Here is a 16,346-nt window from a genome sequence, read left to right on the forward strand (position 1 = left end):
GCTTTTCAGGAATAATGATAAAAGTTGGACCTAAGATGAATGTCACTTATTTAAATGACGAGGATTTAGATTTTCTTCAACATTGTAGCGAAGAGCAACTGGCCGAATTTACCCGCCTGCTGACGCATAATGAAAAGGGGAAAACCCGTCTGTCGAGCGTGTTAAACCACAGCGAACGTTTTAAAGCGATGGAAGGACACCCGGAGCAGCACCGCCAGAACTGGCAACTGATCGCCGGCGAATTTCAGCATTTCGGCGGCGACAGCATCGTCAATAAGCTACGGGGGCACGGAAAACGGTATCGTACCATTTTGCTTGATGTCTCCGGTCGGTTGTCGCTCAAGGCGGATAAAGAGATGTCCACTTTCGACATCGAGCAACAGCTACTGGAGCATTTTCTACGCAACACCTGGAAAAAAATGGACGTGGAGCAGCGGCAAACGTTCCTGCAAGCCGTCAATGCAAAAGTCTCTGAGCTGGAGGAGTTACTGCCGCTCCTCCTGAAAGATCATCAATTAGCAAAAGGGGTTTCACACCTCCTTTCTGGTCAGCTCACCCGTATTCTGCGCACCCATGCCGCGATGAGCGTACTGGGTCACGGTTTGCTTCGCGGCGCAGGTCTCGGCGGCCCGGTGGGCGCAGCGCTAAACGGCGTGAAAGCGGTAAGCGGCAGCGCCTATCGCGTCACGATCCCGGCAGTACTGCAAATCGCCTGTTTGCGCCGGATGATCAACGCGACAAGAGCGTGATGTCGGTCACAGGGGAAAATAATTCATTTTCCCCTCCTCAGATCATAGACAGCCCCTTCTCTCCTGATTATTATGCCGCGCCCCGAACGGTGTCATGTTTTAACGGGGATAACTATTTCACCATTCAATTAATGATGATTTTGAGGATTTATGGGCAACACTAAGTTGGCTAACCCGGCACCGCTGGGCCTGATGGGCTTCGGCATGACCACCATTCTGCTTAACCTGCATAACGCGGGTTTCTTCGCCCTTGACGGTATTATTCTCGCGATGGGAATTTTCTACGGCGGTATTGCGCAAATTTTTGCCGGCCTGCTGGAATACAAAAAAGGGAATACCTTCGGTTTGACCGCATTCACCTCTTACGGCTCGTTCTGGCTGACGCTGGTTGCGATCCTGCTGATGCCGAAAATGGGTCTGACAGAAGCGCCTAATGCGCAGTTCCTCGGTGCCTACCTGGGCCTGTGGGGCGTATTCACTCTGTTTATGTTCTTCGGCACGCTGACTGGCGCACGCGCGCTTCAGTTCGTGTTCCTGAGCCTGACCGTTCTGTTCGCCCTGCTGGCCGTGGGTAACATTGCGGGTAATGAAGCGGTGATCCACTTTGCCGGCTGGGTTGGCTTAGTGTGTGGTGCCAGCGCGATTTATCTGGCGATGGGTGAAGTGCTGAACGAACAGTTCGGCCGTACCATTCTGCCGATTGGTGATGCGCACTAATCATCAGTATCCCCCCGTTAAGGGGGGATTATTATTACGGCTGTTGTAGCTCAGCCTGCATTTCCGTATCGCGATAATACATATCCTGTCGCAGCCAAACACCCAGTCCCAATCCCACCAGCGACAACGCCAGCACATACCAGGCCGGAGCCATCGGCGAAACGCTCATTAGCAGTGTCACGGCAATCGGCGTCAGTCCACCGAAAATGGCGTAAGAAACATTGTAGGAAAATGAAATGCCGGTAAAGCGGACTTCCGCAGGAAACGCGCGCACCATCACGTATGGCACCGCGCCCACCACACCCACGCACAATCCCACCAGCCCATAGAGCAGGAATAAGTACTGCGAATGTGTGCCCGACAGGTGATAGAACAACCCGCTCGAACAGGCTAACAATATGCTGCCAACAATAAAGGTTTTGCTGGCACCAACACGGTCGACGATAAAGCCCGCTAACAGACAACCCAGGCAAAGCATAATGGTCGCCACGCTGTTTGCCTGCAACGTCAGGGCCGGTGACAGGCCGTACTGCTTTTGCAGCCAGACCGGCGACATTAAAATCACCACCACAATCCCTGCAGAAAGCAGCCAGGTCAGAAGCATGGAGATCACCACCGCCTTCTGGTGATTCACCACCACCGACTTCACCGGCAGTTCCTGAGCCAACGTCTTGCGCTGTTGCATCTCCAGAAAGATAGGCGTTTCCTGTAACCAGCGGCGTAAATACATCGCCACCAGCCCAAAAACTCCCCCCAGCAGGAACGGAATTCGCCAGCCATAGTCATGTACAGCCTGCTGCGTCAGGTGTGTGTTAATCTGCGTCGCCACCACCGAGCCTAACAGGATCCCCACCGTCAAACCTGCCGTCAGCGTGCCGCAAGCCATCCCAATTCGACGTTCAGGGACGTGCTCGGCGACGAACACCCATGCGCCCGGCACTTCGCCGCCAATCGCAGCGCCCTGCAGAATGCGCATCAACAGCAACAACAAGGGCGCGGCAATCCCAACAGCGGCATAGGTCGGCAACAACCCCATCGCCAGCGTCGGCACGGCCATCAGCAGAATGCTCAAGGTGAACATCTTTTTGCGCCCGACCAAATCGCCAAAATGCGCCATGATAATGCCGCCTAACGGACGCGCCAGATACCCGGCTGCGAAGATGCCAAAGGTTTGTACCTGACGAAGCCATTCGGGAATATCAGCGGGGAAAAACAACGCCCCCACCACGGCTGCGAAAAAGACGAAGATAATGAAGTCGTAAAATTCAAGCGCACCGCCAAGAGCGGCCAACGTCAGCGTTTTGTAATCCTGGCGATTCAGGGGGCGTGTATGTTGTGACATAGTGAACCATAAGTCTGTGGAGCGTTGGATGTTATGAACGACACATGTAAAGTAAAACTTACTATACCGTAAACAAATCAACACTCCACTTTCACCATCACTTATCTTACGAAAAGACTAACTTCAGGCATTTGTATCGCGCCTGGCACTTTTCGGGCGAAAAGATGCTACGATTTCCGGTGCGGTCTCCACATACGGCCCGTCAAGGAGCTGTATACAATACGGTACACTTGCAAAGATACCCGCCACGACGACCTTACCTTCTGCATCCTTCACCCCTTCCAGGGTCTCTTTGATGGATTTCGGCTGACCCGGTAAGTTGAGGATTAACGCCTGCTTGCGAATCACCCCGACCTGACGTGACAAAATCGCCGTCGGCACAAAGTGCAGACTAATCTGCCGCATCTGTTCGCCAAAGCCAGGCATCTGGCGATCGGCAACCGCGAGGGTAGCATCCGGCGTTACATCACGACGTGCAGGACCGGTGCCCCCGGTGGTCAGCACCAGATGACAACTCATCTCGTCTACCAGTTCACACAGCGTTTGTTCGATGATGACCTGTTCGTCAGGAATCAAGCGCGTCAGCACCTCGAAAGGCGTGGTCAGCGCCGTCGATAGCCACTCTTCCAGTGCCGGAATGCCTTTATCCTGATAGACACCGCTGGAGGCGCGGTCAGAAATGGAAACTAAGCCAATACGTAAGGTGTTCATGATTATTCCGTTTAAACAGTCTCGTTAAACAGAATGATACACTGCGAAGGGAAGGACAGACAGGGTTCAGAAGAGGTAGCGTGACCGGTGTACCGACCACGCTACATAGGGCAAAAATGATTACAGCAGATCGCCGATCATTTTCTCCAGTTTTTCCTGATCGACAGCAAACTTACGGATACCGTCCGCCAGTTTATCTACCGCCATCGGATCCTGGTTGTGCTGCCACAGGAACTCAGACTCGGTGATACGTTCCGGACGCGCTTTCACTTCGCCAGAGAAGGACAGTTTACGCTCGATAGCCCCTTCGCTTTCCGCCAGCTCTTTCAGCAGTGCCGGTGCGATGGTCAGGCGGTCGCAGCCAGCCAGCTCAAGAATTTCGCCGATGTTACGGAAGCTTGCGCCCATCACAACCGTCTCGTAGCCGTGCTGTTTGTAGTATTCGTAGATCTCCGTAACGGAAACTACGCCCGGATCTTCAGCCGGGGCATACTCTTTCTTGTCGGTATTGGATTTATACCAGTCAAGAATACGACCCACGAACGGGGAGATCAGGAACACGCCAGCTTCGGCGCAGGCGCGCGCCTGCGCGAAGGAGAACAGCAGCGTCAGGTTACAGTTGATGCCTTCTTTTTCCAGCTGCTCTGCAGCGCGGATGCCCTGCCAGGTTGAAGCCAGTTTAATCAGAATGCGATCGTTGCTGATGCCTGCATCGTTGTACAGTTTGATGATGCGTTTCGCTTTGGCAATAGACGCGTCAGTGTCATAGGACAGGCGAGCATCCACTTCAGTGGAGATACGACCCGGGACCAGTTTCAGGATCTCCAGACCGATGTTCACTGCCAGTTTGTCGGTTGCGTCAACAATCTGCTGCGCGCGGTCGCTACTCTGCTGCTTAGCCCAGGCAACAGCGTCATCGATCAGCTTACGGTATTCCGGGATCTGCGCTGCGTTAAGAATGAGAGAAGGGTTGGTTGTGGCATCCTGCGGCTGATACAGCTTCATTGCCGCGATGTCTCCGGTGTCGGCCACCACGGTGGTGAACTGACGAAGGGAGGTCAATTTGTCCGTCATGATAGTGTTTCTCTTTAAACAGCTTGTTAGGGGGATGTAACCGGTCTGCCCTGATGATAACACGACGTTGTGACAGCGCAACCGCAGACAATGCGCTTATCCCCTTGAGGGCACCTGCGGACAATTTCTGATCCGGCATTGATGTAGCGCGCCATTCAGGCACTCAACCTCATGTACACTACGCGGTCGCTATCAATTGCCTGGCGGTGTCTACACAAAAGCGTTCGGGTTGCCTCGAGACGGCAAACGATAAAATCCCAGGACCAGGAACAGAGAAAACGATGTGACTGAGGTTTTAGCGTGCAGCCAACAAAGAGGCAGCCTGAAGGATGAAGTGTATATATACTATTCAACAATTGGTAACGCTTACACAGGGTTGTTACAGCGTACCGGCAGCAACAAGAGGGATGTTAATGCCTGATTTTTTCGCGTTTATTAATGATGTGCTCTGGGGGTCAGTGATGATCTACCTGCTCTTTGGGGCAGGGTGTTGGTTTACCTGGCGCACAGGCTTCGTACAATTTCGCTATATCCGCCAGGTTGGCAAAAGTCTGAGAAACAGCATTAACCCACAGCCGGGAGGGTTAACCTCGTTTCAGTCACTCTGTACCAGCCTTGCCGCCCGTATCGGTAGCGGCAACCTGGCGGGCGTGGCGCTAGCCATTACCGCAGGCGGGCCTGGCGCAGTGTTCTGGATGTGGGTCGCCGCCATCATTGGTATGGCAACCTCATTTGCCGAATGCGCCCTCGCACAGCTCTACAAAGAGCGCGATCGCCACGGTCAGTTTCGCGGTGGCCCCGCCTGGTATATGGCGCGTGGGTTAGGCATGCGCTGGATGGGCGTGTTATTCGCCATCTTTTTGCTGATCGCCTACGGACTGGTGTTCAACAGCGTACAGGCCAATTCCGTATCCCGCGCCCTCAAATTCGCGTTTGATTTCCCGCCGATCGCCACCGGTATTGTCATGGCGATTACCGCCCTGTTGGTCATCGTTCGGGGGATCAAGGGCGTGGCACGGATGATGCAGTGGTTCGTCCCTGTGATGGCGCTGATGTGGGTGGTCACCAGCCTGGTGGTTTGTCTGATCAATATCGGCCAGTTGCCTGACATCATCATTTCTATCATCAAAAGCGCGTTTGGCTGGCAAGAAGCCGCGGGCGGCGTGGCGGGATATACGCTGAGCCAGGCGATCACCAGCGGTTTTCAACGCAGTATGTTTTCCAATGAAGCCGGGATGGGCTCAACGCCTAACGCCGCTGCCGCCGCATCATCCTGGCCGCCGCACCCTGCAGCGCAGGGGATTGTGCAGATGATCGGTATTTTTATCGATACGCTGGTCGTCTGTAGTGCAACGGCAATGCTGGTTTTACTGGCTGGCAACGGCACGACCTATGCGTCGATGGAAGGGATCCAACTGGTGCAGAAAGCAATGAACGCGCTGGTCGGTGACTGGGGGGCTGCGTTCGTCGCGGTTATCGTGATTCTTTTTGCCTTCAGCTCCATTGTGGTCAACTACATCTATGCGGAAAACAACCTGTACTTTCTGAACCTGGACAACAAACGCACCATCTGGATTTTACGTATTGTCACCTGCCTGACGGTGGTGGCCGGAACGTTGCTCAGCTTCCCGCTGCTATGGCAGTTGGCAGATGTCATCATGGCCTGCATGGCGATCACTAACCTGACGGCAATATTGCTGCTCTCTCCGGTGGTGCATACTCTGGCCAGCGACTACTTACGTCAGCGAAAACTGGGGGTTCGTCCGGTCTTTGATCCGCTGCGCTACCCGGATATTGAACAGCAACTGGCGCCAGATGCCTGGGACGACATACCGCGAGACTAATCGCAACTATCGATCAACTCAGTCGTGTTTTTTGCTACAGTCGCAGTAAATTTCCTGCAAGGACTGGATATGCTGATTCTGATTTCACCTGCAAAAACGCTCGACTACCAGAGCCCGCTGGCGACAACGCGCCATACGTTGCCTGAGCTGCTGGACCACTCCCAGCAACTGATTCATGTGGCACGCAAGCTCTCGGCCCCGCAGATCGGTAAACTGATGCACATCAGCGATAAGCTTGCTGACCTGAATGCCACCCGCTTTCACGACTGGCAGCCGGACTTCACGCCGGAAAACGCACGCCAGGCTATTCTGGCCTTCAAAGGTGATGTCTATACCGGATTGCAGGCCGAAACCTTCAACGAAGCCGATTTCGATTTTGCTCAGCAGCATTTGCGTATGCTCTCAGGCCTGTACGGTGTACTGCGCCCGCTGGATCTGATGCAGCCTTATCGTCTGGAAATGGGCATTCGTCTGGAGAACGCCAAAGGAAAAGATCTGTATCAATTCTGGGGCGATATCATCACGGATAAGCTCAATGAAGCGCTCGCCGCACAGGGCGACCAGGTGGTGATTAACCTTGCATCGGATGAATACTTCCGTTCCGTGAAGCCGAAGAAACTGAACGCTGAGCTGATTAAACCCGTCTTCCTCGACGAGAAAAACGGTAAGTTCAAAGTCATCAGTTTCTACGCCAAAAAGGCACGCGGCCTGATGAGCCGCTACATCATTGAAAACCGTCTGACGAAGCCTGAACAACTCACCGACTTCAACAGCGAAGGTTACTTCTTTGATGAAGCCGCCTCCGGGAATGGCGAACTGGTGTTTAAGCGTCACGAACCGTAATGCGCTGCCGGGGGACGCGCGTCTGCCCGGCATAAGCATTAATGGTGTTTCCCGCCAGGACCTTGACGATGATCGCCATGACGACGGTCATAGTGCGGTTGCGGACGCGGTCCGTGCGACTGCCAGCGATTTCCGCGCCACTCATAGTGTTTATTCCACCAGCCATGGTCGCGCCAGTTTCCGCCATCCCAGTAGTTACCGTGATTATCGCGATCGCCAATCTGTAATTTAACGGCAGGAACCAGAGTGATTTCAGCCGCCTGTACTGCGAGTGGAGTCACCAGCATCATGGAGAGTGCCAGAAGCACAGGTTTCAGTTTGTTCATGAGGTACTCCTTTCTGTCATTGCCCGTTTCGGGTCGATGAAAGGAGATTACGTGATGGGAACGTGAGTTGTTATTCTCCGCAATCCTAATCTCTAAGTGTCCGCATTTATTGAGAATTTCTGCTTTTTCTCTGCGTAATTTCTCCTTATTTTCTCCATAAAAAAGCCGGGTATCCCCGGCGTTTTCAACACGGCGACAAACTTAACCGCGCGTCATCATCAGCTTACGCAGAGCAGCGAAATCTGCCGGCAGATGTTGCGAAAGCAGCGGCAGATCCGCACGATCCGCCAGTTCTTTCGGCAGCTCCAGCGTTTCATTCAGGACAGCTTCCACGCTCTCTTTAAACTTCGCCGGGTGTGCGGTACCAAGGAACAGGCCGTATTCGCCCGGATTAAGCTGGTCACGCAGAGCACGGTACGCCACTGCCGCGTGCGGCTCAGAGGTGTAGCCCTTCGCTTTTAGCTCACGCATCGTTTCCTGCGTTGTCTCATCATCCACGGCAGCATAACCAAGCTCATTCAGACGCCAGATTTTACGGCGGAACAGCTCCTCTACGCGCGGCCAGTTGTTCGGCTGACTCACGTCCATCGCGTTAGACAACGTCGCCTGGGTCGCTTTTGGCGCCCACTGCCCGTCCTGCAGGAAGCGGGGTACCGTGTCGTTAACGTTGGTGGCGGCGATAAAACGCTTCACCGGCAGGCCGAGGGATTTCGCCAGCAGGCCCGCTGTCAGGTCGCCAAAGTTGCCGCTTGGAACAGAAACAACCAGTTGATTCCGCGCTTCCTGCGGCAATTGTGCAACGGCTTCAAAGTAGTAACAAATCTGCGCCAGCAGGCGGCTGATATTAATAGAGTTAGCCGAGTTCAGCCCCAGCGCCACTTTCAGCTCTTCATCATCAAAGGCCTGTTTGACCAGCGCCTGGCAGGCATCAAAATCACCGTCGATGGCGACAGTTTCAATGTTGCCGCCCAGCGTGCAGAACAGTTTTTCCTGCAACGGACTGATTTTGCCGTTCGGGTAGAGGATCACCACGCGCACGTTCGGCAGGTCATAAAACGCATGTGCCACAGCCGCGCCGGTATCACCGGAGGTTGCCGTCAGAATGGTCACCGGCTTGTCGCCGCTGATGTGGGTCAGCATCTGCGCCATAAAACGGCCGCCGAAATCTTTAAACGCCAGCGTCGGGCCGTGGAACAGTTCCAGACAACCGACGTCGCCCTCCACCTGGACAACCGGTGCCGGAAAAGCAAAGGCGGCGCGCACGCGCGCTTCGAGGATCTCTTGCGGGATTTCATCGCCGATAAACGCGGACAGGATCTTCGCGCTGCGGCTGACGAAGTCCTGGTTCAGCATCTCATCCACTTCTGTCAGGTTGAATTCCGGCAGATCGTGCGGGAAAAACAGCCCCTGATTTTTGCCCAGCCCCTGCGTGACGGCCTGCGCAAAACTAACCTGTTCGTTGTGATCTTTTAGATTGTAGAGTTTCATCAATTATCCCAGTACTCGTGCGCCCGCCGTGTCCAGCCGGCAAATATGAACAAAGCCTTCCTGATTTTGCAGGTAGTGACTACCCAGCCAGTCCGCCACGCGCTGCGCCGTATCCGGTTTATCGCAGAGCGCAAACAGCGTCGGCCCTGAACCGGAAATACCGCTCGCCAGCGCGCCAATTTCTGCGACGGCCTGACGCGCCTGGGCAAAACCTGGCAACAGACGTTCGCGATACGGTTCGGCAATCACATCCTTCATCAGTTTCGCCGCAAGCCCTGGCTGGCGGGAATAGCAGGCGTGAATAAACCCGGCCAGGTGTCGCCCGTGGGCAATGCAATCCTGGCGACGATATTGCGCAGGTAAAATGGCCCGCGCTTCCGCGGTGGAAACCTTAATGCCTGGATAGGCCAGCACCCACAGCCACTCATCAAAGCCTGGCACCTGCTGACTGATAATGCCGTTTTCTTCAATCATCAACTGCATACCGCCGAGGAAGCACGGCGCGACGTTATCGTAATGAATGCTGCCGGAGATACGCCCTTCCAGCTCCCCCATAATCGCCAGCAGACGCGTGTCATTCAGCGGCTTGCCGCAGTGCTCATTCATCGCCACCAGTGCCGCCACCACCGAGCAGGCGCTGGAGCCTAATCCGGAGCCGATTGGCATATTTTTTTCCAGCGTCATCGTCACCGGGATTTGCTTACCCAGCTCCTGACAAAAACGCTCCCAACACTGGTAGACAATATTTTCACGCGGTTTTGACGGCAGTTTGTCAGCAAAGCGGCCCAGATTGTTCAGACTGAAACTGTCTGCCGCCTCGACCGTTACCACGTCGCCCAGCAGTGAGCCATCAACGGGGGTCACCGCCGCCCCAAGCACATCAAATCCAACGCTCATATTGGCACTGGAAGCCGGGGCATAAACTTTAACCATGTTAAACTCCTAGCTTCCATGAGAGGGTGCGCAACAGGTCAGCAAACACCCCTGCCGCCGTGACGTCATTGCCCGCGCCATAACCGCGCAGAACCAATGGCAGAGGCTGATAGTAGTGACTGTAGAAAGCCAGCGCGTTTTCACCGTTTTTCACTTTGTACAACGGATCGTTACCGTCCACTTCAGAAATTTTCACCCGACACACGCCGTCTTCTTCGATGTTGCCAACATAGCGCAATACTTTGCCCTCATCACGGGCTTTTGCCACGCGAGCGGCGAACGCGTCATCAAGCTGCGACAGATTCGCCATGAACGCGTCAACGTCACCGGAGTCATCAAACGCTTTCGGCAGCACCGGTTCAATGACGATGTCAGACAGTTCCAGCTCGCGTCCGGTTTCACGGACAAGGATCAGCAGCTTACGCGCCACATCCATTCCGGAAAGATCGTCACGCGGGTCTGGCTCGGTATAGCCCATTTCACGCGCGATGCGGGTCGCTTCAGAGAGGCTCATGCCTTCGTCGAGCTTACCGAAAATAAACGACAACGAACCAGACAGAATGCCGGAGAATTTCAGTAACTCATCGCCCGCGTTCAACAGGTTTTGCAGGTTTTCGATCACCGGCAGACCGGCACCCACGTTGGTGTCATAGAGGAATTTACGCCGTGATTTCGCGGCAGCGAAACGCAACTGATGGTAGTAATCCATTGACGAGGTATTCGCCTTTTTGTTCGGCGTGACCACGTGGAAACCTTCGCGCAGGAAGTCAGCGTATTGATCGGCCACCGCCTGACTGGAGGTGCAGTCAACAATCACCGGGTTCAGCAGATGATATTCCTTCACCAGGCGAATTAAGCGACCGAGATTGAACGGCTCTTTCGCTTCAGCCAGCTCGGCCTGCCAGTTCTCCAGGTTCAGGCCATGCACATGAGTCAGCAGCGCTCTGGAGTTCGCCACGCCGCACACGCGCAGGTCGATATGTTTTTTCTTCAGCCAGGTCTGCTGACGCTTAAGCTGCTCCAGTAACGCGCCGCCTACCCCACCGACGCCAATGACAAACACTTCAATCACCTGGTCGGTGTTGAACAGCATCTGATGGGTGACGCGTACGCCTGTCGTGGCGTCGTCATTGTTGACCACCACCGAAATGGAACGCTCGGAGGAGCCCTGAGCGATGGCCACGATATTGATATTGGCGCGCGCCAGTGCGGCAAAGAATTTTGCTGAAATACCGCGCAGCGTCCGCATGCCATCCCCGACGACGGAGATAATAGCCAGCCGTTCAGTGACCGCCAGAGGTTCCAGTACGCCCTCTTTCAGCTCGAGATAGAACTCATCCTGTAAAGCGCGCTGAGCACGTGCGCAGTCCGCCTGCGGCACGCAAAAGCTGATGCTGTACTCAGAAGAAGACTGGGTAATCAATACGACGGAAATTCCCGCGCGGGACATCACCGCAAACACGCGCGCCGCCATCCCCACCATCCCTTTCATACCGGGACCAGAGACGTTGAACATCGCCATATTATTGAGGTTTGAAATCCCCTTCACCGGCAGTTCGTCTTCATCGCGACTGGCGCCGATCAGCGTGCCTGCCGCCTGCGGATTACCGGTATTTTTGATAAGGCAAGGGATCTGGAACTGCGCGATGGGGGTAATGGTACGAGGGTGAAGCACTTTCGCGCCGAAATAGGAGAGCTCCATCGCTTCCTGATAAGACATCGACTTCAGCAACCTGGCGTCGGGCACCTGGCGCGGATCGCAGGTATACACACCGTCGACGTCCGTCCAGATCTCGCAGCAGTCGGCACGTAAGCAGGCAGCCAGAACCGCAGCAGAGTAATCAGAGCCGTTACGTCCCAGTACCACCAGTTCGCCCTTCTCATTACCGGCGGTGAAACCGGCCATCAGCACCATGTGGTCAGCGGGAATTCGCCCGGCGGCGATGCGACGCGTTGATTCAGCAATATCGACAGTGGATTCAAGGTAGTGCCCCACCGCCAGCAGTTTTTCGACCGGATCAATAACGGTAACATGGTGACCACGCGCTTCCAGTAACCCCGCCATGATGGCGATCGACATCTTTTCGCCACGGCAGATGAGCGCGGCGTTAATGCTGTCCGGGCACTGTCCGAGCAGGCTAATCCCATGCAGCACATGCTTAATTTGGGCAAATTCTTGTTCAACAAACACTTTCAACTGCGCCAGCGGAAAGCCAGGCTGGGCGTCGGCGAGGCCTGTCAGAAGTTCGGCGAAAATACGTTCGGCATCGCTGATATTGGGCAATGCGTCCTGACCTCCGATGGTTTTTTCAATCATCGCCACCAGATGGTTGGTAATTTTAGCGGGGGCAGAAAGAACGGTCGCTACCTGCCCCTGCCTGGCATTGCTTTCCAGAATATCGGCAACCCGCAGAAAACGTTCTGCATTTGCCACTGATGTACCGCCGAACTTCAACACTCGCATGGTTGTTACCTCGTTACCTTTGGTCGAAAAAAAAGCCCGCACTGTTCGGTGCGGGCTTTTTTCTGTGTTTCCTGTACGCGTCAGCCCGCACCGTTACCTGTGGTAATGGTGATGGTTGTGGTAATGGTGATGCTGATGCGTTTCATGGATGTTGTGTACTCTGTAATTTTTATCTGTCTGTGCCGTATGTCTATATTGGTTAAAGTATCTGGTGACCTAAGTCAATAAATATTTGATTTACTCACCTGACGAAACTTGTTCATGTGCTGCTGGCGAAGGGTTTATTTTCAACCAATACAGCAGGAACACCCCTCTTGAAATTAGCACTTATCACCAAAAATAAGACTAAAGGCGAACTATTATTTCGTGATATTTTTTTCGATATCATGGACTAACCGGTGCAACATTACCGTGTCTCGCTGCCCTAATTGTCCCAGACGCTGTTGCAGCCAGTCGACCAGTTTGATGTCATCCGCAACCTCCAGAGAGGTCAGTAATGTCATTATGCGAGATCGTAATGCCTGTAACTGAAATTCATCAGATGAATCGACTTCTTTAGCAGGTTGTTGCATTAAATTTGCTAATTGATAGCAGTAGACCATTACCGCCTGGCCCAGATTTAATGAAGGATAATCTGCAACCATCGGTACGCCAGTCAGAATATCTGCCAGCGCCAGTTCATCGTTGGTCAGTCCGGAATCTTCACGACCAAAAACCAGCGCGGTATGATTCATCCAGGCCGATTTTTCTTCCAGGAGCGGTACCAGCTCCGCTGGCGTCGCGTAGTAATGAAATTTGGCCCGACTGCGCGCCGTGGTGGCGACGGTAAAATCAACATCGGTAAGCGCATCCGCGAGAGTTGGGAAAACGGCAATATTATCAATAAGATCGCCGGAGCCATGCGCCACCCAGCGCGTAGCGGGTTCAAGATGAACCTGACTGTCGACAATACGCAACTGTGTAAACCCCATGGTCTTCATGGCGCGCGCTGCCGCGCCGATATTTTCCGCTCTGGCAGGAGCGACGAGGATAATTGTTATGCGCATTTTTCTTCTCTATATGCCTGTCCGCAGACACTTGTGTGACCTGTGTCAAGATATTACGCGGAGCGAATTTACAAAATTTTAACGAAAATCACTGAAAAAGCGTTTCATCGTTGATAAAAGACGCTAAACTATTTCCTTACTTTACTAATGTTTTTTATGTTAACAGAAACAGTATATCCTTCTGTTTATCAGAGATAATTTGATTTAAAATGAATCTCATTCATAGGATTCGCCGTGTTAATTAGTTATCTTGTGCAACTAGTTGGATTATTGCAATTTTGTGATGAAAGCTAGCATTTGGATACGATGATTTCATCAAACTGTTAACGTGCTACAATTGAACTTGATATATGTCAACGAAGCGTAGTTTTATTGGGTGTCCGGTACGTCTTAGCCTGTTATGTTGCTGTTAAAATGGTTAGGATGACAGCCGTTTTTGACACTGTCGGGTCCAGAGGGAAACTACCCACGACCAAGCTAATGATGTTGTTGACGTTGATGGAAAGTGCATCAAGAACGCAATTACGTACTTTAGTCATGTTACGCCGATCATGTTAATTTGCGACATGCATCAGGCAGGTCAGGGACTTTTGTACTTCCTGTTTCGATTTAGTTGGCAATTTAGGTAGCAAACATGCAGACCCCGCACATTCTTATCGTTGAAGACGAGTTGGTAACACGCAACACGTTAAAAAGTATTTTCGAAGCGGAAGGCTATGATGTATTCGAAGCGACAGATGGCGCGGAAATGCATCAAATCCTCTCTGAATATGACATCAACCTGGTGATCATGGATATCAACCTGCCAGGCAAAAACGGTCTTTTGCTGGCGCGTGAACTGCGCGAGCAGGCTAACGTTGCGCTGATGTTCCTGACGGGTCGCGATAACGAAGTCGATAAAATCCTCGGCCTCGAAATCGGTGCAGATGATTACATCACCAAACCGTTTAACCCGCGCGAACTGACTATCCGTGCCCGCAACCTTCTGTCGCGTACCATGAACCTGGGCACCGTCAGTGAAGAACGTCGTAGCGTTGAAAGCTACAAGTTCAACGGTTGGGAACTGGACATCAACAGCCGTTCTCTGATCGGGCCTGATGGCGAACAGTACAAACTGCCGCGCAGCGAGTTCCGTGCCATGCTTCACTTCTGCGAGAACCCGGGTAAGATCCAGTCTCGTGCTGAACTGCTGAAGAAAATGACCGGTCGTGAGCTGAAGCCGCATGACCGCACCGTTGACGTGACCATCCGTCGTATTCGTAAGCATTTCGAATCGACGCCGGATACGCCGGAAATTATCGCGACAATTCACGGTGAAGGTTACCGTTTCTGTGGCGATCTGCAGGATTAATCAAGTTATTACCGTCAAAAAAACGGCGCTCAATGCGCCGTTTTTCTTGTCTGCCGTTAACTGAATTTACTTCCACACGCGTAGCGCATCGTCCACTGGCGCTGTCGGTTTCGGCGTTGTTGTCGGTTTCGTACGCGAGAACGCATACCAGTCCAGATGCCGTGTCAGGAACATCACGCTCCCCAGCGCCAGCAGCAGTACGCTCGTTCCCAGCAGAAGCGCGCTGTCTTCCGAGCGCAGCAGAACCCACATCACGCCATCCAGCGCCAGCAATGCCAGGGTGAAGACCACACTGCTACGCCAGCCCTGCAATACCGCCTGGAGATAAACCCCGTTCATCAGCGCGCCCACCAGACTGGCGACAACCCACGCCAGGGTGAAGCCAATGTGTTCTGAGAGCGCCAGCAGCAGCAGATAAAACATCACCAGCGACAGCCCCACCAGCAGATACTGCATCGGGTGTAACCTTTTGCCGGTTAAGGTTTCGAACACAAAGAAAGCCATAAAGGTCAACGTAATTAGCAGAATGGCATACTTAGTTGCCCGATCCGTCAGCTGGTACTGATCGGCAGGAGTGGCAACTGCGACGCTAAATGACGGCAGGTTATACCACCCGTCTTTTTGCGCATCCACAAACCGCTCGCCGAGGTTATTGGCAAACCAACTGCTTTGCCACTGCGCCTGAAACCCTGACTCACTGATTTCGCGCTTTTCGGGCAGAAAATCACCAAGGAAGTTGGGGTGCGGCCAGTTACTGGTGAGCGTCATTTGACTGCTGCGCCCCACCGGAACCACGGAGAAAGATCCGGTTCCGCTTAAGTTGAGTGACATCGCCAGGTTCACATCGCGCATCGCCCATTGTTCGTCGGGAAGCGGGATGTGAAGCCCCTCTCCACGTCCCGTTAATCCTGTCCCCGGCTCGACGGCAAGCGCCACGCCATTCGCCGTCGGCGCTTTCACTACGCCAATGCCCCGCGCATCGCCCACGCCAACCACAATAAACGGTTTTCCGAGGGTCACGTTGGGCCTGTTAAGTTCACTCAGCCGCGCGACATCAAACTCCGCCTTCAACGTGACATCGGTATGCCAGACCTGCCCCTCGTAGATGCCCACTTTTCGTGGCTCGACATTCTGGTTACCCTCAACCATGAGCGACTCCGGCAGCCAGAAGTGGATAAAGCTGCGCGTGTGCTGCACCTCTTTCTCGTTTTCCAGCACCGTGTATAACTCGGTCACGGGCACGGCAATCAACGGGCCGACCACTTTTTGCGGTCCGCTGGTACTCTGCCGAATGGCATCCTCTACCGCATCGCGATAATCAGCGCGTTCCACAATGATCTGCCGGACCATCATCAGTGGGATCAGCAGCAACACAATCGCGCCACCTAAAGTGACGATTTTCCAGAACAGGGGGGATTTCAACATAGCGTTCTCCTTATGCAATACCGGCAGAGTACG

General features: G+C 53.6%; 16 protein-coding genes and 1 other annotated feature. Of the genes, 5 read left to right on the forward strand and 11 right to left on the reverse strand.

The genetic code is table 11. From position 1 onward, the window contains the following. Positions 1-35 precede the first annotated feature (35 nt). Both msyB and satP read left to right on the forward strand, forming a co-directional pair. A complete protein-coding gene (msyB, locus tag GBC03_25795) occupies positions 36-749 on the forward strand; it encodes an acidic protein MsyB (protein ID QFS73381.1) in 714 nt (237 codons plus the stop codon). 150 nt (positions 750-899) lie between these two features. Next, positions 900-1,466 (forward strand): acetate uptake transporter, encoded by a 567-nt coding sequence (gene satP / locus GBC03_25800; protein ID QFS73382.1) that lies wholly within the window; start codon positions 900-902, stop codon positions 1,464-1,466. A 34-nt stretch (positions 1,467-1,500) separates the two neighbouring features. Here the strand turns inward: satP and GBC03_25805 are convergent, their stop codons facing one another. The 3 genes from GBC03_25805 to tal form a co-directional block, all read right to left on the reverse strand. Continuing rightward, positions 1,501-2,808 (reverse strand): MFS transporter, encoded by a 1,308-nt coding sequence (locus GBC03_25805; GenBank protein QFS73383.1) that lies wholly within the window; start codon positions 2,806-2,808, stop codon positions 1,501-1,503. Between the two features lie 123 nt (positions 2,809-2,931). Continuing rightward, complete coding sequence (locus tag GBC03_25810; GenBank protein QFS73384.1) at positions 2,932-3,519, reverse strand: molybdopterin adenylyltransferase; 588 nt, start codon at positions 3,517-3,519, stop codon at positions 2,932-2,934. Between the two features lie 120 nt (positions 3,520-3,639). Next, positions 3,640-4,593 (reverse strand): transaldolase, encoded by a 954-nt coding sequence (tal, locus tag GBC03_25815; protein QFS73385.1) that lies wholly within the window; start codon positions 4,591-4,593, stop codon positions 3,640-3,642. Between the two features lie 413 nt (positions 4,594-5,006). Between tal and GBC03_25820 the strand changes: the two genes are divergently transcribed. Together GBC03_25820 and yaaA are read left to right on the forward strand one after the other, a co-directional pair. Continuing rightward, positions 5,007-6,437, forward strand: coding sequence for an amino acid carrier protein (locus GBC03_25820; protein ID QFS73386.1), 1,431 nt, complete (start codon positions 5,007-5,009; stop codon positions 6,435-6,437). 69 nt (positions 6,438-6,506) lie between these two features. Continuing rightward, a complete protein-coding gene (gene yaaA / locus GBC03_25825) occupies positions 6,507-7,280 on the forward strand; it encodes a peroxide stress protein YaaA (GenBank protein QFS73387.1) in 774 nt (257 codons plus the stop codon). Between the two features lie 38 nt (positions 7,281-7,318). Here yaaA and GBC03_25830 read toward each other — a convergent pair whose 3' ends face one another. The 7 genes from GBC03_25830 to GBC03_25860 form a co-directional block, all read right to left on the reverse strand. After that, positions 7,319-7,606, reverse strand: a complete 288-nt coding sequence (locus GBC03_25830) for a DUF2502 domain-containing protein (protein ID QFS73388.1) — start codon at positions 7,604-7,606, stop codon at positions 7,319-7,321. Positions 7,607-7,807: 201 nt separating this feature from the next. Beyond that, positions 7,808-9,094 (reverse strand): threonine synthase, encoded by a 1,287-nt coding sequence (gene thrC / locus GBC03_25835; GenBank protein QFS73389.1) that lies wholly within the window; start codon positions 9,092-9,094, stop codon positions 7,808-7,810. 3 nt (positions 9,095-9,097) lie between these two features. Beyond that, a complete protein-coding gene (thrB, locus tag GBC03_25840) occupies positions 9,098-10,027 on the reverse strand; it encodes a homoserine kinase (protein ID QFS73390.1) in 930 nt (309 codons plus the stop codon). A 1-nt stretch (position 10,028) separates the two neighbouring features. Next, on the reverse strand, positions 10,029-12,491 hold the full coding sequence (gene thrA / locus GBC03_25845) for a bifunctional aspartate kinase/homoserine dehydrogenase I (protein QFS73391.1): 2,463 nt from the start codon (positions 12,489-12,491) through the stop codon (positions 10,029-10,031). Positions 12,492-12,516: 25 nt separating this feature from the next. Next, positions 12,517-12,636 (reverse strand) — a sequence feature (Thr leader region). Further along, the gene (gene thrL, locus GBC03_25850) at positions 12,572-12,637 is read right to left on the reverse strand and encodes a thr operon leader peptide (protein QFS74130.1); all 66 of its coding nucleotides are present in this window, start codon (positions 12,635-12,637) and stop codon (positions 12,572-12,574) included. (Overlaps the previous feature by 65 nt.) A 213-nt stretch (positions 12,638-12,850) precedes the next feature. After that, positions 12,851-13,537, reverse strand: coding sequence for a tRNA/rRNA methyltransferase (locus tag GBC03_25855; GenBank protein ID QFS73392.1), 687 nt, complete (start codon positions 13,535-13,537; stop codon positions 12,851-12,853). A gap of 398 nt (positions 13,538-13,935) precedes the next feature. After that, positions 13,936-14,076, reverse strand: coding sequence for a hypothetical protein (locus GBC03_25860; GenBank protein QFS73393.1), 141 nt, complete (start codon positions 14,074-14,076; stop codon positions 13,936-13,938). Between the two features lie 95 nt (positions 14,077-14,171). On the opposite strand from GBC03_25860, the gene arcA reads away from it, so the two are divergent. Further along, entirely contained in the window at positions 14,172-14,888 is a 717-nt protein-coding gene (gene arcA, locus GBC03_25865) for a two-component system response regulator ArcA (protein QFS73394.1), read from the forward strand. 66 nt (positions 14,889-14,954) lie between these two features. Here arcA and creD read toward each other — a convergent pair whose 3' ends face one another. Further along, positions 14,955-16,313 carry a cell envelope integrity protein CreD gene (gene creD / locus GBC03_25870; protein ID QFS73395.1) on the reverse strand — a complete coding sequence of 453 codons (1,359 nt, stop codon included), beginning with the start codon at positions 16,311-16,313 and terminating at the stop codon, positions 14,955-14,957. Positions 16,314-16,346 lie beyond the last annotated feature (33 nt).

Source organism: Citrobacter telavivensis (assembly GCA_009363175.1).
GTDB classification, from domain to species: domain Bacteria; phylum Pseudomonadota; class Gammaproteobacteria; order Enterobacterales; family Enterobacteriaceae; genus Citrobacter_A; species Citrobacter_A telavivensis.